This window comes from Streptomyces sp. NPDC041122, from assembly GCF_055592445.1.
Genome location: NZ_JBVIYQ010000002.1, coordinates 487,011 through 504,681 on the forward strand (window position 1 = coordinate 487,011; position 17,671 = coordinate 504,681).

Sequence of the window (17,671 nt, forward strand, 5' to 3'; positions counted from 1 at the left end):
CCCCGTCGACGGCTTTCGTGTCATCGACTCATGCGTGTGCGCGCCACCGCGTCGTTAGCGTCGGACGATGGCTGAGAACACGCGGGACGCGTACCGCACGGTGCTTCGCATGACGGGGCCGCTGCTGCCCGTGGTGTCCTTCTTCGGCAGGCTGCCCGTGGCGATGATCCAGTTCGGCAGTGTGCTCCTGGTGACCGAGACGAGCGGATCGTTGGCCACCGGCGGGATCGTCGCCTGCGCGCTGGCGCTCGGCCAGGTGACGCTCGGCCCGCTCGTCGGCCGGCTCGCCGACCGGCGGGGCCAGCGGCCCGTCGTCCTCGCCTTCTCGCTCCTCAACGCCGTGGCGATCGCCGCGTACACCCTGGGCGCCGTCGCCGACCTGCCCACGCCCGCCCTCGTCGTCCTGGGCTTCCTCGCGGGCGCGACGATCCCGGGGATCGGCCCGCTGGCCCGGGCCCGTGTCGTCCCGCTGGTCCGCGCCGAGGGCGGCGACGACCGGCTCGCGAGCACCGTCCTGTCCCTGGAGAGCACCATGGACGAGCTGTCCTTCGTGCTCGGGCCCGCCCTGGTGGGCCTCGCGTCGGTGGCGGGCCATCCGGCGTACGCGTTCGGGTTCGCCGCGCTCCTGGTCGCCTGCTGCGGCACCGCCTTCGCACTCCACCCGACCGGCCGTACGGCCAAGGCCGCGGCCGACGCGCCCACCCGCGCGCGGGGCGACCGCCCGCGGCTGCCGCGCTCGGTGTACGTGGTGCGGGTCGGCCTGCTCTTCCTGGGCGTGCTGCTTGGCGCCTGCGGGGCGGGGATCACCGCGCTCACCGAGGAGTTGGGGCAGCCGGGGCAGGCCGGGCTCGTCTACGCGGCGATGGGCGTCATGAGCGCCGTGGTGGGGCTCTCCATGGCGGCGGTGCCCGAGCGGTTCGGGCTGCTCGCGCGGTGGCGGGTGGCGACGGCCGCCGCGACGCTCCTGTCGTTGCCCCTGGTGTGGACCGACAGCCTGGCGGGCCTCTACGTAGTGGTCACGCTCTTCGGCGCGATCTACGCCCCGAACCTCATCACGGGCTTCGCGCTGACCGAGCGCGCGGTGCCCACCCGGCGGCTGGCCGAGGGCATGACCTTCGCGGCGAGCGCCTTCGTCGGCGGCCAGGCGGTGACGCTGGCCGTGGCGGGGCGGCTCGCGGAGTCGCACGGCGCGGGGGCGGCCTTCGCCCTCGGCAGCGCGGCCGCGGCGGTGGCGTTCGTGGTGGCCCTGATCGCCCGCCACGAGACGCCCCGCCACGAAACACCCCGCCAGGAGCCGGGCGGGGGCGGAACGCCGCACGACGCCCCGCCCATCGCCACGGCCCCCGCTCAGCCGCCCCGCGCCGCCGTCACGCCGGACGCTGCAACACCGTGAGGCTCCGGTCCGCCAGCGTGAGCCGGTCGCCGGCCCCCACCTTCGGGCCCCCGCCCACCGGCACCCCCTCCTCCAGCGCCGTGTCGACGACGATCTGCCACTGCCGGCCGTGGTTGACCGGCACCACGAACTCCGTGGGCTCCGGCGACGCGTTGAACAACAGCAGGAACGAGTCGTCGGAGATCCGCTCACCGCGCGGGCTCGGCTCCGAGATGGCGTTGCCGTTCATGAACACGCTGAGCGCCCGCGCCTGCGAGGAGTCCCAGTCGCTCTGCTCCATCTCGGTGCCCTCGGGCGTGAACCACGCGATGTCGGACAGTTCGTCGCGGGTGCCCTGCACCGGGCGCCCGTGGAAGAACCGGCGCCTGCGGAAGACCGGATGGTCGCGCCGCAGCATCGCCATGGTCCGGGTGAAGGCGAGCAGCGAGGTCTCGCCGTCCGGCCAGCGCACCCACGCCAGTTCGTTGTCCTGGCAGTAGGCGTTGTTGTTGCCGCCCTGGGTGCGCGCGAACTCATCCCCGTGGCTGAGCATCGGCACCCCTTGGGAGAGCATCAGGGTGGCGATGAAGTTGCGCATCTGCCGGGCCCGCAGGGCCAGGACGTCCTCGTCCTCCGTCTCGCCCTCGGCCCCGCAGTTCCACGACCGGTTGTGGCTCTCGCCGTCCCGGTTGTCCTCGCCGTTGGCCGCGTTGCGCTTCTCGTTGTACGAGACGAGGTCGTGCAGCGTGAACCCGTCGTGGCAGGTGGTGAAGTTGATGGAGGCCAGGGGGCGCCGGCCGTCGTCCTGGTAGAGGTCGGACGAGCCGGTGAGCCGGGACGCGAACTCCGCCAGGGTGCGCGGCTCGCCCCGCCACAGATCGCGCACCGTGTCCCGGTACATGCCGTTCCACTCGGTCCACAGCGGCGGGAAGTTGCCCACCTGGTAGCCGCCCTCACCGACGTCCCAGGGCTCGGCGATCAGCTTCACCTGGCTGACCACCGGATCCTGCTGCACCAGGTCGAAGAACGACGAGAGCCGGTCCACCTCGTGGAACTGCCGCGCCAGCGTCGCCGCGAGATCGAAGCGGAATCCGTCCACATGCATGTCCGTCACCCAGTGCCGCAGCGAATCCATGATCATTTGCAGCACGTGCGGCGAGCGCATCAGCAGGGAGTTGCCGGTCCCCGTGGTGTCCATGTAGTAGCGGGGATCGTCGGTGAGGCGGTAGTACGAGGCGTTGTCGAGGCCCTTGTAGGAGAGCGTCGGGCCCAGGTGGTTGCCCTCGGCCGTGTGGTTGTAGACCACGTCGAGGATCACCTCGATGTTCGCCTCGTGCAGCGCCTTCACGGCCTGCTTGAACTCCAGGACCTGCTCGCCCCGGTCGCCCCAGGAGGCGTACGCGTTGTGCGGGGCGAAGAAGCCGATGGTGTTGTAGCCCCAGTAGTTGTTGAGGCCCATGTCCACCAGGCGGTGGTCGTTCACGAACTGGTGGACCGGCATCAACTCCAATGCCGTGACGCCCAGTTCCGAGAGGTGCTCGACGATCGCCGGGTGGCCGAGCGCCGCGTACGACCCGCGCAGCTCGTCCGGGAGGTCCGGATGCAGCATGGTCAGGCCCTTCACATGGGCCTCGTAGATCACCGTCTCGTGGTACGGCGTGCGCGGCGGGCGGTCGTCGCCCCAGTCGAAGTACGGATTGACCACGACCGACGTCATCATGTGCGGCGCCGAGTCCAGGTCGTTGCGCGCGCCGGGCTCGTCGAAGTGGTAGCCGTACACCTCCTCTCCCCAGTCGATGCGCCCGCTGACCGCGCGCGCGTACGGATCGAGCAGCAGCTTCGCGGAGTTGCAACGGTGCCCCTGCTCCGGTGCGTAGGGGCCGTGCACCCGGAAGCCGTAGCGCTGTCCCGGCATGATGCCGGGCAGATACGCGTGCCGCACAAACGCGTCGGACTCGCGCAGCTCGATGGCTGTCTCCGAGCCGTCGTCGTGCAGCAGACACAGCTCCACGCGCTCTGCGGCCTCGGAGAAGACCGCGAAATTCGTACCGGCTCCGTCGTAGGTGGCACCTAAGGGATACGCCTGCCCAGGCCAGACCTGCATGTATACGACTCTTCCACTCACGCCCCCTCGACTCGGGGCCACTTTGGCCAGAGTCTGCCCGAAAGTGGGGCAACCACCCCGGAGTTGTACCCGTCTAACCGTCCGACCACATACTCGGCATGCCCCGCGGTGGGGCGCCAGGGGAGTAGGGGGAGTAAGTGCGAGAGACAGTCAGACGCCATCTGGGGAAGGTGGTGGCGGGCGCGGCGGTCGCGGCGGCCGCCACCGCCGTGCTGGTGGGCGTCGCTCTGCCGGGGTCGGGCGGCTCGGGGGACCGCCAGGCCAACGCCGCGGCGGCACAACAGGACGCCGTGGCCAAGGACGGCGTCGTGGAAGCCGCGCCCGAGGAGGGCACGAACGGAGTCGGCAGCGACCCGCTGACCGACGCCGAGATAGCGCGCGCGGAGAAGGCATCGGTTTCGGGCCAGATGCGCTCCAGCGCCCGGGACGTCGAAGGGGACCGCGGCCCGCAGCTGCTGTCCACCAACCTCAGTGAGCCGGAGCCGGCCGACAGCGGCGCCGCGCCGCCGCGCCGGGCCGAGGTCGTCTACTACGACTACAAGAAGGACGCGGTCATCACCAAGACCGTCGACCTGAAGAGCGGCACGGTGGACGACACCGTCACCACGCGGAACGTGCAGCCCCCGCCCAGCCAGGACGAGCTCGCCGAGGGCGCCAGGCTGCTGATCGCCGACCCGCTCGGCAAGGGCCTGAAGAAGGACTTCAAGCACGCCACGGGCAAGGCGCTGACCGGCCCGCAACAGCTCCAGCTGAGCGGCATGGTCTTCCGCAAGGAGACCGTGAAGCGGGTGCCGTCCGACCTCGGCGAGTGCGGCGAGCACCGGTGTCTGCAGGTCGTCACCAAGGTCAAGAACGGTCCGTGGATCGACACCCGGGCCCTCGTCGTCGACCTGAGCACCCGCACCGTGGGCCGCCTCGGCTGATCCGGCCGCCCGCGCACGACACCACACACCAGCTTCTCCTCGTACGAGGGAGTTCACTCCGCAATGCACGTCAACAGAGTCTCGCGCGCCCGCAGACGAGCCGTCACGGCCCTCGCGGTCCCCGCGCTCCTCGGCGGTGTCATGGCCGTCGCCCCGTCCGCCTCCGCCACGCCCCAGGCACCGCCCGCCGCTCCCGCGGCCGCGGCCGACTGCAGTGACGCCTACAAGATCGAGCAGACCGTCGACGGCGGCACGACCTGGCGCATGTGCTGGCACTACAACACGCTCTCCGGGCTGATCCTCGACAAGATCAGCTACCAGCCGAAGGGCGAGCCGAAGCCGATACCCGTGCTGACCAGCGCGCGCCTCGCCCAGGTGCACGTCCCCTACGACGACGGCCAGGCCGAGTACGACGACGTCACCGGCACCGACTTCGGCCAGGCGCTGCAGAACCTCAACCCGGGCGAGTGTCCCGGCGGCACCATCAAGACCGTCAAGGTCCCGCACCGGGGCGACGTGAAGGGCCTGTGCGCCACCACGCGCGCGCGTGGGCACGCGTACCGCCTGAACGACGACCAGAGCACCGGCGGCAACGGCAAGCTCTACACGGGCCAGGGCAAGGACCTGCTCGTCTACACGGTGAACAAGGCCTCCTGGTACGAGTACATCACCGAGTGGCGGTTCTCCTCCGACGGCACCATCACGTCCAACGTCGGCGCGACCGGCAGCCTCTCGCCGTACGACTACGACGGCGGCGACAGCCGCGGCTGGCCCATCGGCAAGGGCGACCAGGCCAAGGCCGAGAGCCACGCCCACAACGTCTTCTGGCGGCTCAACTTCGGCTTGGACGGCTCCCCGAAGGCCAAGGTCGAGCAGTACGACTCCACGGTCACCCCGCCCACCGGCGACGGGAGCCCCACCACGAAGACCACCCGTACCAAGGTCACCAAGGAGCTCACCGGCGACCACAAGGACATGCGCTGGTGGCGCGTGGTCAGCAACACCGGCAAGAACAAGGACGGACACCCGCGCTCGTACGAGATCGTGCCCGGCCCCAGCAACAAGCACGCCGGCCGCGAGTTCACCAAGCACGACGTGTACTTCACCCAGTACAAGGCGTGCGAGCAGTACGCGAGCAACAACCCGGGGTGCCCGAACGGCACACCGACCAGCGTCGACAAGTGGGTGAACGGCCAGGCGATGGACCACCCGGTCACCTGGGTGCACATCGGCTTCCACCACATCGCGCGGGACGAGGACCAGCAGCCCATGCCGGTCCACTGGCAGGGCTTCTCGCTGGCCGCGCGGGACGTCACCGCCATGAGCCCGCTCACTCCGCAGGACCTGGCCGACCAGAACGGCCAGCCGCCGCTGGGCGGTTGAGAAACCACCCTGCCCATCGGGCTGCACCGCCCGCCGCTCCCGGAGTACCCTTCCTTGATCGTTGACTGGGGGAGAGTCCGGGGGCGGAAGGCGGTGCGCGGGTGAGCTCGGGTGGTCGGGAGCTGCCCCCTGGTGACGACGGTCACGAGGGGAGCTCCGCCGACATACCTCCCGGAGCGGTGTCTCTGGCGCGGCCGATGGAGATGGGATCTCAGATCGGACCCGAACTGGACTGGGACGCCGACGCCTGGCGCGAGGTCCGTACGCGCGCACAGCGTGCCGGGCGGGCCTACATCTGGCTGAATCTGGTGGAACAGCGGCTGCGCGCGGTCGTGGCCGCTGTACTGCGTCCCGTCTACGAACCGGTCCACGCCGACGACTGGGTGGTCGCCGCCGCGGGCCCGGCCGGCCAGGAGTGGGTCCAGCGGGCCGTCGCCGTGCGCGAGGTGAGCCGCCGCAAGGGCTATCTCCTCGACCCGGCCGACGACAACGTCCTCAGCTTCCTCACGCTGCCGCAGCTGCGCGAGCTGATGGTGCAGCACTGGCCGTGCTTCGAGCCGTACCTGGACGACCGGCGCGACGTGGAGCTGGCCCTGGACGAGCTGGAGGTCACCCGGAACGTCGTCTCCCGCAACCGCGCCCTGTCCCAGGCGGTCCTCGCCCAGGCCGAGCGGGCCTCGGCCCGGCTCCTGGACATGCTCGGCTCCGGTACCGACACGCCCTCCGCGCGGCGGCTGCCCGTCGACGCCGTCGAGGACCTGGTCGGCGACCGGTACGCGGACGTGGTGGGCGTGCACCCGGACCGGGTGCGGCTGCTGCGGCAGTTCCCCGCCGAGGACATCTTCGGCGGCGCCCGCCGCCTCGACGCCATCGGCATAGGCCTCAACCTCCTGGTGCAGAACTTCTCCGGGCGCCGGCTGGTCCGGCTCGCCGAATCCGGGTGCCGGGTGCGGCTGCTCTTCATCAACCCGGCGAGCAGCGCGGTCAAGCGCCGGGAGCGGGAACTGGGGCTCAAGAAGGGCGAGTTGAGCCGCTCGGTGGAGATGAACATCCTGCACATGCGCCGGGTCAGGGCGCGCCTTCGCGACCCGGACGCCTTCGAGATCCAGGTCTTCGACGAGACGCCGCGCTTCACCGCCTACCTGGTCGACGGGGACGGCGCGGACGGCATCGCGGTCGTCCAGTCGTATCTGCGCGGGACGCGCGGGATGGAGGCGCCGGTGCTCGTGCTGCGGGGCGGCAGCCGGGTGGTCAAGTCGGGAGATCCGGGCGAGGGCGGTCTTTTCACGACATACCGCGAGGAGTTCGAGCTGGCCTGGGCGGACTCGCGTCCGGTCTCCTGAGAGACGGGCTCCGAAGGCCGCGGCCGGATTGTCAGTGGCGCGTGGGATCGTGGTGGTCACTGGGGGAAAGCACCACGAAGAAGGGGGCGGGCCATGGGCTGGCACCAGGAGCTGCTGATCGGTTTCGACCTGGAGACCACGGGGACGGACCCGAGCGAGGCACGCATCGTCACCGGCGCGGTGATCGAGGTCAAGGCCGGCGAGACGCTGGGGCACCGCACCTGGCTGGCGGATCCGGGCATCCCGATCCCGGCCGAGGCGGTCGCCGTGCACGGCATCACCGGCGAGCGGGCGGCGGCCGAGGGCCGGCCCGCCGCCGAGGTGGCGGACGCGCTCGCGGACGTCCTCACCTCGTACTGGCAGGCGGGCGTCCCGGTCGTGGCGTACAACGCGGTCTTCGACCTGAGCCTGCTCTCCGCGGAGCTGCGCCGGCACGGCCTGCCGTCCCTGCGCAGCCGCCTGGGCGGCGCCGACCCCGCCCCGGTGATCGATCCGTACACCATCGACCGCTCCGTGGACCGCTACCGCAGGGGCAAGCGGAACCTGGAGGCGGTTTGCACGGAGTACGGCGTGGCCCTGGAGTCGGCCCATGACGCCGCGTCCGACGCGCAGGCCGCGGCCCGGCTCGCCGGCGCGATAGCCGACCGCCACCCGAAGGTCGCCTCCCTCGGCCCGGCGGAGCTGCACCGCCGTCAGATCGAGTGGTACGCGGCCTGGGCGGCGGACTTCCAGAACTTCCTGCGCAAGAAGGGGAACGCGGACGCGGTGGTGGACGGGGTGTGGCCGCTCAGGCACCCGTGAGCGGCGGCCACCGGGTAGGCGGCCGTCAGAAGCGTCAGAACCGTCGGAACCGCCGGAACCTTCAGAAGGGGCACCACCGGACCGTCGCGTCACCGTCCCGCAGGGACGCCACCCGGCGCCGGAACTCGGTCAGCGCCTTGGGGTTGGACGGCGCGTGCTGGGCGACCCACGCGCAGCTGGCCGTCTCCCGGGCACCCCGCAGCACCGCGCACCCCTCCCACTCCCGCACGTCCCACCCGTAGACCGACACGAACCCGTCGTACGCCTCGGGCGCGAGTCCGTACCGGTCGCGGGAGAGCGCCATGACGACCAGGTCGTGCTCGCGCAGATCGGCGGAGAAGGTCTCCAGGTCGACGAGGACCGGCCCGTCCGGGCCGATCAGGACGTTGCGGGGCAGCGCGTCACCGTGGATGGGGCCCGGCGCGAGGTGCGGGGTCAGCGCGGCCGCGGCCGCCGCGAACCCGTCCCTGCGCGTGCGCAGATACTCCGCGTCGGCCGGGTCGATCGCGTCACCCGCGAGCCGCAGCCACCGCTCCACGCCGCCGAGCAGTTCGCGGCGCGGCAGGGCGAAGGAGGGGGAGTCCAGTGCGTGCACCCGGCGGATCAGCGCGGCGAGATCGCGCGGCTCGGCGGGGCGCACGGCCTCCGGGAGCCGGTGCCAGAGCGTCACCGGGTGACCGTCGACCAGCCGGGCCCCGGACTCGGCGGCCCGCACCGCGGGGACGCCGGCCTGCTCCAGCCAGTCGGCGACGGCCAGTTCGCGCCGTGCCCGGGCGAGGAGCTCGGGGGCGGCGCGGCCGACCTTGACGACGAGGTTGTCGAGGGCGAACACCGCGTTCTCGCCGAGGGCCAGCAACCGCGCCCCGCCCGCCGGCCCCGTCAGCCCCGCCGCAGCCAGCACGTCCCGCGCCCGCGCCTCATCCATCCCGTGCCTCCCGCACCTGGTGCCCTGTCCGGCCGACAGTCTCCCATTCGCACAGGCCAACCGGTGTGCGCGGGCGCGCAGCTGCTTGACGTATCAAGAGCACATCAGCACGATGACGGAGGCCGCCCGGGCGGCCGAACCCAGCCGTGCCGCCCGAAGGAGCCGATTCACGTGACAGTGGCGACCGCGACGAAGCGGTCATCGAGAGGCGCGCCGGGACGCAAGGCCGCGGATCACGGCGCCTGGTTCCTCGTGCTGCCCGCGCTGATCCCGATCCTCGTCCTCAGCGTCGGACCGCTGCTCTACGGCATCGCGCTGGCCTTCACCGACTCCCAGTCGGGCCGCACCCGGCCCACCCAGTGGGTCGGTGTCCTCAACTTCCAGGACCTGCTGCACGACACGCTCTTCTGGGACTCGTTCCGGATCGGGCTGATCTGGGCGTTCGGCGTCACCGTGCCGCAGTTCCTGCTCGCGCTCGGCCTCGCGCTGCTGCTCAACCAGGAGCTCCGGCTGCGCTGGCTGGCGCGGGCACTGGCGATCATCCCGTGGGCCATGCCCGAGGTCGTCGTCGGCATCATGTGGCGGCTCGTCTACCACCCGGACGCGGGTGTCCTGAACGAGACCCTCGGCAGCCTCGGCCTCGGCGACGGCAAGGACTGGCTGACCGGCACGGGCACCGCACTCCTCGCGGTGATCGTCGTCGGGGTGTGGGCCGGCATGCCGCAGACCACCGTCGCGCTCCTCGCCGGTCTGCAGAACACCCCGCGGGAGCTGCACGAGGCCGCCGCGATGGACGGCGCGGGCGCCTGGCGGCGCTTTCGCACCGTCACCTGGCCCGCGATCAAACCGGTCGCCCTCGCCATCACGGCGCTCAACTTCATCTGGAACTTCAATTCCTTCGCCCTGGTCTACGTGCTCACCCAGGGCGGTCCCGGTGGCCGCACCCGGCTTCCCATGCTCTTCGCCTACGAAGAGGCCTTCCGCTACGGCCAGTTCGGTTACGCGGCGGCGATGGGCTGCGTCATGGTCGCGGTGATCTCGGTGATCCTCGCCGTCTATCTCGTGGGCCGCCTGAAGGGAGGCGACGAGGCATGATGCGCACCAAGAAGTCGACGCGCGCCGCGCAGTACCTGGCGCTCGCCGGCTATCTCGTCTTCCTCGCCTTCCCGTTCCTCTGGCTGATCTCCACGGCCTTCAAGCCCGCGCGGGAACTGGGCAGTCTGCACCCGACCTGGATCCCGAAGGACCCGACGCTGGAGAACTTCCGGCAGGCCTTCGACGAGCAGCCGCTCCTGCGGGCCGCGGGCAACTCCCTGATCGCCGCCCTCAGCGCCGCCCTGATCGCGGTCGTCATCGCGACCCCCATGGCCTACGTGATCGCGAGGCACCGCAGCCGCGTCGCGAAGGCCGCGACGGGCTGGGTGGTGATCAGCCAGGCGTTCCCGTTCGTCCTCATCATCATTCCGCTCTTCCTGGTCCTGAAGAACCTGCACCTGATCAACTCGCTGGCCGGACTGATCCTGGTGTACGTGGTGTGGTCGCTGCCCTTCGCGCTGTGGATGCTCGTCGGCTACGTCCGCGCGGTCCCCGCCGAGCTGGAGGAGGCCGCGGCGGTGGACGGCGCGAGCAAGACGCGGACCTTCGTCTCGGTCGTCGCGCCGCTGCTCGCGCCCGGCATCGTGGCCACCGTGATGTTCTCCTTCATCACCGCCTGGAACGAGTTCTTCTTCGCCCTCGTCCTGCTCAAGACCCCGGAGAAGCAGACCTTGCCGGTCATCCTCAACCGCTTCATCGGCACGGAGGGCGTCGCCGACCTCGGCCCGCTCGCCGCCGCCGCGTTCCTCGCCACCCTCCCCTCGCTGGTCATCTTCGCGATCATCCAGAAGCGGATCACCGGCGGCATGCTGGCCGGGGCGGTGAAGGCCTGATGCGTACGCGCCCCCGCCTGGTGACCGCCGCGGCCGCGGCCCTCGCCCTGCTGCTCGCCGGCTGCGGCGGCGACTCCGGCGACGACGACGGAAAGATCACCCTCCAGTTCCAGTCGCTGGCCTGGCAGAAGGAGTCCGTCGACGCCAACAAGAAGCTCGTCGCGGAGTGGAACGCCACCCATCCCGACGTCAAGGTCGAGCTCATCCAGGGCAGTTGGGACAGCGTCCACGACCAGCTGCTCACCTCCTTCGAGGGCGGCGAGGCGCCGGACATCATCCATGACGCCTCCGACGACCTCGCCGACTTCGCGTACGGCGGATACCTCGCGGACATCGGCGACCTGCTGCCCGAGCGGCTGAAGTCCGACATCCCCGGGCGGAGCTGGGAGACGGCGACGTTCGACGACGGGGTCTACGGCGTGCCGTTCCTCCAGGAGCCGCGCGTCCTGATCGCCAACTCGACGTGGCTGAAGAAGTCGGGGGTGCGCATCCCGACGCCCAAGAAGCCGTGGAGCTGGCGGGAGTTCCGGACCGTCGCCAAGGAGCTGGGCGACGGCGAGGACGGTAAGTACGGCGTCGCCTGGCCGCTCAAGGAGCCGGTCTCCGCGACGCTCAACCTCTCGATGTCGACCGGTGGCCGGATGTTCCACCGGGGCGCGGACGGCAAGGTCGACGTGCGCTTCGACGCGGCCGACCAGGTCATGCCGCGCACGGTCCACGACCAGGTCAACACCGACAAAAGCGCCTCCGGAACCACGCTCGGCATGGGCGGCGCCGACACCCTGCCCGGCTTCTTCGGCGGCAAGTACGCGATGGTCCCGCTCGGGTTCTCGTACCGCCAGCAGATCGTCCAGCAGGCGCCCGAGGGATTCGACTGGCAGGTGCTCCCGGCGCCGGCCGGCGAGGACGGACCCGCGCAGGGCGTCAGCCCGCAGACCCTGTCCGTCGCCGAGGACAGCCCGCACAAGAAGGAGGCCGTCGAGTTCATCGACTTCTTCCTGCGGCCGAAGAACATGGTGAAGCTCGCGCGCGGCGACTGGATGCTGCCGACCGGCGAGGAGGCGCTGAAGGACCCGGCCCTGCGCACCGGGAAGGACGACTGGGCCGTGGGCACCGCCCTCGCCGCGAACCTCCGCCCGGCCCCCGCGCAGACCGTGCGGGGCTACCCGGAGTGGAAGGACAAGGTCGCGACGCCGGCGCTGCAGGAGTACTACAGCGGCGCGATCGACCTCGGCGAGCTGCGCGAACGGCTGGTGAAGGACGGCAATCTGGTGCTCGCGAGGTACCAGCGGTAGGGCTTTCCCGCCGGATCAGGCCGGCCGCGCGCTACCCGGGCCGCTCACGTGGGGCCTTCGGGGTCGTGCGTGATCAGCTCTCCCGGCTGGCACCCCAGGACCTCGCAGATCCTCGACAGGGTCGAGAACCGGATGGCCTTGGCCCGCCCGTTCTTGAGCACGGAGAGGTTCACGACGGTGATGCCGACCTGCGCGGACAGTTCGGTCAGCGTCATGCCGCGCTCGGCGAGCAGCCGGTCGAGGTGGATCCGGATGGCGTGGAGTTCCTCATCGGGCATCAGATGGTCCCTTCGAGGTCCTCCCGCATGCGCACGCCCTCGCGCATGACCTTCCCCATGATCACCGCGGCGAGACCCGCGAGGACGAGCACCATCGACCCGGCGACCGTCGGCCCGGAGCCCACGGTCGGCGCCATGCTCCCGACGAGCCAGGACCGGGACCAGCCGACGACGAGCCCGCACAGCGGCGTGCCCACGGCGACGAACCAGCCGAGCAGGGAGAGCCGGTACGCGACCGCTTCGGTGAACGGCCCCTGCCGCAGCACGGTCCTCAGGAGTACGGAGAAGAGCAGCAGCGCGAGGGCGCCGAACAGCAGCCAGGGCACCGCGTCCCCGAGTTCGGCGATCCGCTGACCCGTGGAGGGGTCGTCCTGGCAGAGGCGGGTGGTGCTGCCGTCGGCCGTCACCCCGTGGGCGACGGGCAGGCGGTCGGCGAGGGGGGCGTTGGCCCAGAAGTCCGTCTTCACGCAGACCGCTCCGTCGTCGAGCAGATGCGTGACCGCCTTGCCGAGGCCCGCGAGCCCGCAGAGCACCGCCAGCGCGAAGGTGACCGAGGCCAGAGTCCTCGTGAGCCGGGTGTCCATGATGTTCCTCCCCATCGATTTTCGATATGCCCACCGTAGGGGAGCATATCGATATTCGACAAGTCGGCCCCTGGCGCGGCGGTCGCGGCGCGGGGTGGTCAGACCGCCACCGACTCCTCCATCTCCTCTTCCCCGGCCGCCCGTTCGGCGCCGGTGGCCCGCTCCGCGGGGGTGTCGCGCTCGGCGCCGGTCTTCCGCGGGCGCCGCTCCCACAGCCCCGCGACACCGACGGCCAGGAGCCCGACGGCCAGCCAGCCGGCCAGCGTCCAGACGTGCGGGGCGAGGCCGTGACCGCCGAAGTAGAGGTGGCTGCGGATGCCCTCGACGAAGCCCGCGCCGTTCCAGAACGCGTGCAAGGAGCCGAAGAAGCCGTTCTGCAGCTCGGGCCGGAAGAGGCCGCCGGACGTCGTGAAGTTGAGCATCACGAAGAGGACCATCATGGCCAGCGTCGTCCACCGCTTCAGGAAGGTGTGCAGCCCGACGCCGATGAAGAGGATGCCGGCCGCGTACAGCCACGCCATGGCCCATACGCCCCACAGGCCCTGGTGCACCAGGTGGAAGATCGGTCCCGCGAGCGCCGCCCCGATCAGGCTGACGGCGAAGGAGACCCCCACGACGAGGCCGGCCCTGGCCCGCATCCGCAGCCCCGCGCCCGCCGCGCCGAGCACCGCCACCGACGCGTAACTGCCGATGCTCACGGCGACGAGCAGGAAGAAGAGGCCCTGCCCCGTGGGGTCGTCCTCGACCGGCGGCGCCACGTCGGTGACCTTGAGCGGTACGCCCTGACCGGTGGCGACCGGCGTGAAGATCTTCTGGGCGGCGGTCGCGCTCATGTCGGACCCGGCGGTGGCGACGAGCAGCTCGGGCGACTTCGCGTCCGGCACGAAGGCGCCCGCGATGTCCTGTGAGGCGAGCGCGTCGACGGCCTGGGCGCGGGAGGTGAGGGTGCGCACGTCCAGGGCGTCGCCCGCCTTGTCCTTGACGGTCTGGGCGAGTACCTGGGTCTGCGGACCCGACCCGACGACGGCGACCGGCATGTCGTTCGGCTCGGGCGTGACGAAGGCGCCCATGTAGGCGAGGCCCATGCCGAGGCACATCAGCAGGGGCGTGACCAGGTGGAGCAGGACGTGGCGCAGGGCGTCACGCAGTCGGGGGGCGGGTTCCGCGGGGGCGGACATGGGGCACTCCGGTGGTTCGAGGGGCGGCGGGCCCGGTCTGCGGGGCGGCGTCGCCGATATGGTTGGCATATACAACTCTTTTCGATGTTGTACTCTACAACCATTCTGGAAAAGGGAGAAATCGTGAGCGATCGAGACGGGGCCCGACCCGCGGAGCGGGACGACGTCGTCGACGTCATCCAGCGGGAGATGACCGCCTTCGCCCGGCGGGCGCGCGCCACCGCCGCCCGTATGCACCCCGAGCTCTCGCTGGTGTCCTTCACGCTGCTCAGCCACCTGGAGGACCGGGGAGGCTGCCGGGCCACGGACCTGGCCGCGCACTACACGCTCGACAAGTCGACGATCAGCCGTCAGGTGGGGGCGCTGGAGAAGGCCGGCCTGGTCGAACGACGGCTGGATCCGGCCGATCACCGGGTGCACGTGCTGCACCTCACCGACCGCGGCGACGAGGTTCTGGCGCAGGTCGGTGCCGCCCGTCGCGTCGCGTTCCGTGATCGGCTCGGGGGATGGAGCGAGGAGGATCTGGCGCGCTTCGCCGGATACCTGCTGCGTTACAACGAGGCGGCCGAGGCCGGTGAGGGTGCGGTTTCGGGGGAACAGTAGCCAGGCGCCCGGGGAGGGCAGGGGCCGTTGACCGGGCGGCTGCCCGAAGGGGCACCAAGTAACGCTCAGTGAGGCTTTTAGGTAACGCCCCGGTCATTCCATAACGCTCAGGTAACGCGGCATCAAGCTGAGAGAGCCATTGACTCGTCCTGAAAGGTTGACCGTTACCCCCGGTCAAAGGTTGCACGGGCCAGATCTTGTTCCTTGGGCAAAGCCTTCCCTAGCGTGAGATGAACTTTCGCCGAACGCCAGGAAGTTGACCCCCATGCGCCGAGACATACCGCCCCTCGCCGAGGTGCGCCGCATCACCGAGAAGAAGCGCGACGCGTGGTGGACCGTGTTGCTCGTCGATCCGGTCGCCACGCCGCTCGTGCGGTTCACCGCGATGCGGACGCGGGTCACGCCCAACCAGATCACCTGGGGAGCGTTCCTTCTCGGCCTCGGCTCGGCGGCGTGCTTCGCCCTCGGCGACTGGAAGTGGCTCGCGCTCGGCGCGGTCGTCTACCACTTCAGCTTCATCTTCGACTGCATGGACGGCAAGCTCGCCCGGCTCACCGGGCAGGGCTCCGTCTTCGGTGCGTGGCTGGACTTCGTCTTCGACCGGATCCGCGTCATGGTGTGCGGGGTCGCCCTGATGTGGGGCCAGTACGACCGCACCGGTGACACCCTCTACATCTGGCTCGCGCTCGCCGTCGTCGCGCTCGACACCCTGCGCTACATCAACTCGCTGGAGATCTTCAAGATCCGGCACACCATGCGCAAGCAGATCAAGGCCCGCATGCGCGCCGCGCGCCGCGCGCAGAACCAGGCCGAGCTCGCCTTCATGGAGGACCTGCTGCGGGACAACCCGTCGGCGGACATCGAGCAGGACCTGCAGCGTGCCGCGGGCGAGGCGCCGTACGCGCAGCCGGGCGAGGCCGCGTACGGGCAGCCGGACGGGACGTCCTACGGGCGGCCCGGCGAGGCGGTCGAGGGGGCGGCGGTCGAGGGTGAGCCGGCGCCTGCCCCCAAGCCGCAGGTGATCGACCTGCACCAGGAGTTCCGCCGGAAGTTCCCCGCGTATCTGCGGGCCCGCTCCTTCCTGCTGCGCCACCGTATCCGCGCGCACCTGGTGAGCGGCATCGAATTCCAGATGGGCGTTTTCATGATCGGCCCGCTCTTCGACGTGGTGATGCCCGCGACGATCGTCTCCGGCGCGCTCCTTCTGGTCTTCGAACTCGCCATCATCTACAAGCTGTTGCTTTCGACCCGGGATTTCACCCGGACCATCGACTCCTTCGAGGCGGAGCAGCAGGTCGTCACCGCGGCCTGAGCGGCGTCACACGCACCACGGGCGGGCCGGAATTCTCCGGCCCGCCCGTGGTGCGTGTGGGGCGCAAGACGCCTGCTGTTACCGGGAGTTGGGGGGTTTGTGGGGCGGGATGTCCACTTCCGGTGCGACAGATCCGGTTTGTTATTACGGAACCTTGTTGAACAAGTCACAGCTGTATGTAGGTATTGATCTGCGCCCGTCAATCAGACAGGGTTTCGTCCCAACACCCGGAGATCTTCCGGTCGTCAAGGGGCGTCGCGAGGAAGTTGTTGCCGCGGCGAACCTTTGGCACAACAGCTGAATACCCCCCACATCCCCCCACATTCACCACGAGGAGACCCCTCTTCATGGCAACTCACAAGCGTGCCCGCACGATGAAGCTCACCGCGGCGATAGCCACCGCCACCACCGCGGTCGGCGTGACCGTCTTCGCCACCTCCTTCGCCGGCGCGGCCACCCCCGCCGAGGGCAAGGTCTTCGGTGCCGACGCCAAGGGCGCGGTCGCCGGCAGCTACATCGTGATGCTCGACGAGAAGGCCGACAAGGACGCCAAGTCCGACCTGGCCGAGGAGTACGGGGGCTCGCTCAAGCGCAACTACTCCTCCGCCATCAACGGCTTCTCCGCCAAGGGCCTGAGTGAGACCGAGGCCAAGCGCCTCGCCGCCGACCCGGCCGTCGGCAAGGTCGTCCAGTCGAAGAAGTTCTCCATCGACGCCACTCAGGACAACCCGCCGTCCTGGGGCCTCGACCGCATCGACCAGGCGGACACTGCGGGCGACAAGAAGTACACCTACCCCGACGCCGCGGGCGAGGGCGCCACCGCGTACGTCATCGACACCGGTGTCCGGATCAGCCACAAGGACTTCGGCGGGCGCGCCACCTCCGGATTCGACGCCATCGACAACGACGACAACGCCGACGACGGCAACGGCCACGGCACGCACGTCGCCGGCACCATCGCCGGTGAGGCGCACGGCGTCGCCAAGAAGGCGAAGATCGTCGCCGTCCGCGTCCTGGACGACCAGGGCTCCGGCACCACCGAGCAGGTCGTCGCGGGCATCGACTGGGTCACCAAGAACCACAAGGGCCCCTCCGTCGCCAACATGAGCCTCGGCGGCGGCGCGGACGAGGCGCTCGACGCGGCCGTCCAGAAGGCGATCGACGCGGGCGTCACCTTCGCGGTGGCCGCGGGCAACGAGTCGACCGACGCCTCGCAGGGCTCCCCGGCCCGCGTGAAGGACGCCATCACCGTCGCCTCCTCCACCAAGGACGACGAGCAGTCGGACTTCTCCAACTACGGCTCCGTCGTGGACATCTACGCCCCCGGCTCGGACATCACGTCCGACTGGAACACCGGCGACGACGCCACGAACACCATCTCCGGCACCTCGATGGCCACTCCGCACGTCGTGGGCGCCGCCGCCGTCTACGTCGCGGGCCACCCGGACGCCAAGCCCGCGGACGTCGCCAAGGCGCTGACCGACGGCGCCACCCCGGACAAGATCTCCAACCCGAGCGAGGGCACGCCCAACAAGCTCCTGAAGGTCGTCGAGTAGTCCTCGCGACCCGCTGAGCCGCGGCCGTCGTGCCCACCCCCACGGGGCACGACGGCCGCTCTATC

16 protein-coding genes are annotated in these 17,671 nt (G+C 70.6%); 11 read left to right on the top strand and 5 right to left on the bottom strand.

Annotated elements, in window-relative coordinates; genetic code table 11:
• The first annotated feature begins 67 nt into the window (after positions 1-67).
• The gene (locus ACZ6B8_RS08375) at positions 68-1,393 is read left to right on the top strand and encodes an MFS transporter (RefSeq protein WP_471606683.1); all 1,326 of its coding nucleotides are present in this window, start codon (positions 68-70) and stop codon (positions 1,391-1,393) included.
• Here ACZ6B8_RS08375 and glgX read toward each other — a convergent pair.
• Positions 1,368-3,476: a glycogen debranching protein GlgX gene (glgX, locus tag ACZ6B8_RS08380; protein ID WP_471077503.1), complete on the bottom strand. Its 2,109-nt coding sequence runs from the start codon at positions 3,474-3,476 to the stop codon at positions 1,368-1,370. The genes ACZ6B8_RS08375 and glgX overlap by 26 nt on opposite strands.
• A gap of 158 nt (positions 3,477-3,634) precedes the next feature.
• On the opposite strand from glgX, the gene ACZ6B8_RS08385 reads away from it, so the two are divergent.
• The 4 genes from ACZ6B8_RS08385 (at position 3,635) to ACZ6B8_RS08400 (ending at position 7,947) form a co-directional block, all read left to right on the top strand.
• Positions 3,635-4,420, top strand: a complete 786-nt coding sequence (locus ACZ6B8_RS08385) for a Tat pathway signal sequence domain protein (protein WP_471077505.1) — start codon at positions 3,635-3,637, stop codon at positions 4,418-4,420.
• Between the two features lie 63 nt (positions 4,421-4,483).
• Entirely contained in the window at positions 4,484-5,803 is a 1,320-nt protein-coding gene (locus ACZ6B8_RS08390) for a copper amine oxidase (RefSeq protein ID WP_471077508.1), read from the top strand.
• A 101-nt stretch (positions 5,804-5,904) separates the two neighbouring features.
• Positions 5,905-7,146 carry an SAV2148 family HEPN domain-containing protein gene (locus ACZ6B8_RS08395; protein ID WP_471606684.1) on the top strand — a complete coding sequence of 414 codons (1,242 nt, stop codon included), beginning with the start codon at positions 5,905-5,907 and terminating at the stop codon, positions 7,144-7,146.
• 93 nt (positions 7,147-7,239) lie between these two features.
• Entirely contained in the window at positions 7,240-7,947 is a 708-nt protein-coding gene (locus ACZ6B8_RS08400) for an exonuclease domain-containing protein (RefSeq protein WP_471077514.1), read from the top strand.
• Positions 7,948-8,008: 61 nt separating this feature from the next.
• On the opposite strand, the gene ACZ6B8_RS08405 is transcribed toward ACZ6B8_RS08400, so the two are convergent.
• The gene (locus tag ACZ6B8_RS08405) at positions 8,009-8,872 is read right to left on the bottom strand and encodes a phosphotransferase enzyme family protein (RefSeq protein ID WP_471606685.1); all 864 of its coding nucleotides are present in this window, start codon (positions 8,870-8,872) and stop codon (positions 8,009-8,011) included.
• A 171-nt stretch (positions 8,873-9,043) separates the two neighbouring features.
• On the opposite strand from ACZ6B8_RS08405, the gene ACZ6B8_RS08410 reads away from it, so the two are divergent.
• The 3 genes from ACZ6B8_RS08410 to ACZ6B8_RS08420 are packed head-to-tail and all read left to right on the top strand — an operon-like array spanning position 9,044 to position 12,095.
• Positions 9,044-9,967 carry a carbohydrate ABC transporter permease gene (locus tag ACZ6B8_RS08410; RefSeq protein ID WP_471606686.1) on the top strand — a complete coding sequence of 308 codons (924 nt, stop codon included), beginning with the start codon at positions 9,044-9,046 and terminating at the stop codon, positions 9,965-9,967.
• The gene (locus ACZ6B8_RS08415) at positions 9,964-10,800 is read left to right on the top strand and encodes a carbohydrate ABC transporter permease (protein WP_471606687.1); all 837 of its coding nucleotides are present in this window, start codon (positions 9,964-9,966) and stop codon (positions 10,798-10,800) included. Before ACZ6B8_RS08410 ends, ACZ6B8_RS08415 begins: the two co-directional genes overlap by 4 nt.
• Positions 10,800-12,095 (top strand): ABC transporter substrate-binding protein, encoded by a 1,296-nt coding sequence (locus ACZ6B8_RS08420; protein ID WP_471077526.1) that lies wholly within the window; start codon positions 10,800-10,802, stop codon positions 12,093-12,095. Before ACZ6B8_RS08415 ends, ACZ6B8_RS08420 begins: the two co-directional genes overlap by 1 nt.
• Positions 12,096-12,139: 44 nt before the next feature.
• On the opposite strand, the gene ACZ6B8_RS08425 is transcribed toward ACZ6B8_RS08420, so the two are convergent.
• From ACZ6B8_RS08425 to ACZ6B8_RS08435, 3 genes are all read right to left on the bottom strand, one after another.
• Positions 12,140-12,373, bottom strand: a complete 234-nt coding sequence (locus ACZ6B8_RS08425) for a helix-turn-helix domain-containing protein (protein ID WP_471606688.1) — start codon at positions 12,371-12,373, stop codon at positions 12,140-12,142.
• On the bottom strand, positions 12,373-12,972 hold the full coding sequence (locus tag ACZ6B8_RS08430) for a DUF2975 domain-containing protein (protein ID WP_471606689.1): 600 nt from the start codon (positions 12,970-12,972) through the stop codon (positions 12,373-12,375). The genes ACZ6B8_RS08425 and ACZ6B8_RS08430 overlap by 1 nt, the downstream gene beginning before the upstream one ends.
• A gap of 83 nt (positions 12,973-13,055) precedes the next feature.
• Positions 13,056-14,135 carry an ABC-2 transporter permease gene (locus tag ACZ6B8_RS08435; RefSeq protein ID WP_471606690.1) on the bottom strand — a complete coding sequence of 360 codons (1,080 nt, stop codon included), beginning with the start codon at positions 14,133-14,135 and terminating at the stop codon, positions 13,056-13,058.
• A 189-nt stretch (positions 14,136-14,324) separates the two neighbouring features.
• Between ACZ6B8_RS08435 and ACZ6B8_RS08440 the strand changes: the two genes are divergently transcribed.
• The 3 genes from ACZ6B8_RS08440 (at position 14,325) to ACZ6B8_RS08450 (ending at position 17,606) form a co-directional block, all read left to right on the top strand.
• Positions 14,325-14,738, top strand: coding sequence for a MarR family winged helix-turn-helix transcriptional regulator (locus ACZ6B8_RS08440; RefSeq protein ID WP_471078471.1), 414 nt, complete (start codon positions 14,325-14,327; stop codon positions 14,736-14,738).
• A 265-nt stretch (positions 14,739-15,003) separates the two neighbouring features.
• Positions 15,004-16,050, top strand: coding sequence for a CDP-alcohol phosphatidyltransferase family protein (locus ACZ6B8_RS08445; RefSeq protein WP_471606691.1), 1,047 nt, complete (start codon positions 15,004-15,006; stop codon positions 16,048-16,050).
• A 347-nt stretch (positions 16,051-16,397) separates the two neighbouring features.
• Positions 16,398-17,606, top strand: coding sequence for a S8 family peptidase (locus tag ACZ6B8_RS08450; RefSeq protein WP_471077541.1), 1,209 nt, complete (start codon positions 16,398-16,400; stop codon positions 17,604-17,606).
• The last annotated feature ends 65 nt before the right edge of the window (positions 17,607-17,671 follow it).

Bases quoted from the DNA above. Each gene is read 5' to 3' on its own strand.
- ACZ6B8_RS08375 (WP_471606683.1), top strand. From the start codon at position 68: ATGGCTGAGAACACGCGGGACGCGTACCGCACGGTGCTTCGCATGACG.
- glgX (WP_471077503.1), bottom strand. From the start codon at position 3,476: ATGCAGGTCTGGCCTGGGCAGGCGTATCCCTTAGGTGCCACCTACGAC.
- ACZ6B8_RS08390 (WP_471077508.1), top strand. From the start codon at position 4,484: ATGCACGTCAACAGAGTCTCGCGCGCCCGCAGACGAGCCGTCACGGCC.
- ACZ6B8_RS08400 (WP_471077514.1), top strand. From the start codon at position 7,240: ATGGGCTGGCACCAGGAGCTGCTGATCGGTTTCGACCTGGAGACCACG.
- ACZ6B8_RS08405 (WP_471606685.1), bottom strand. From the start codon at position 8,872: ATGGATGAGGCGCGGGCGCGGGACGTGCTGGCTGCGGCGGGGCTGACG.
- ACZ6B8_RS08415 (WP_471606687.1), top strand. From the start codon at position 9,964: ATGATGCGCACCAAGAAGTCGACGCGCGCCGCGCAGTACCTGGCGCTC.
- ACZ6B8_RS08420 (WP_471077526.1), top strand. From the start codon at position 10,800: ATGCGTACGCGCCCCCGCCTGGTGACCGCCGCGGCCGCGGCCCTCGCC.
- ACZ6B8_RS08425 (WP_471606688.1), bottom strand. From the start codon at position 12,373: ATGCCCGATGAGGAACTCCACGCCATCCGGATCCACCTCGACCGGCTG.
- ACZ6B8_RS08430 (WP_471606689.1), bottom strand. From the start codon at position 12,972: ATGGGGAGGAACATCATGGACACCCGGCTCACGAGGACTCTGGCCTCG.
- ACZ6B8_RS08435 (WP_471606690.1), bottom strand. From the start codon at position 14,135: ATGTCCGCCCCCGCGGAACCCGCCCCCCGACTGCGTGACGCCCTGCGC.
- ACZ6B8_RS08440 (WP_471078471.1), top strand. From the start codon at position 14,325: ATGACCGCCTTCGCCCGGCGGGCGCGCGCCACCGCCGCCCGTATGCAC.
- ACZ6B8_RS08445 (WP_471606691.1), top strand. From the start codon at position 15,004: ATGCGCCGAGACATACCGCCCCTCGCCGAGGTGCGCCGCATCACCGAG.
- ACZ6B8_RS08450 (WP_471077541.1), top strand. From the start codon at position 16,398: ATGGCAACTCACAAGCGTGCCCGCACGATGAAGCTCACCGCGGCGATA.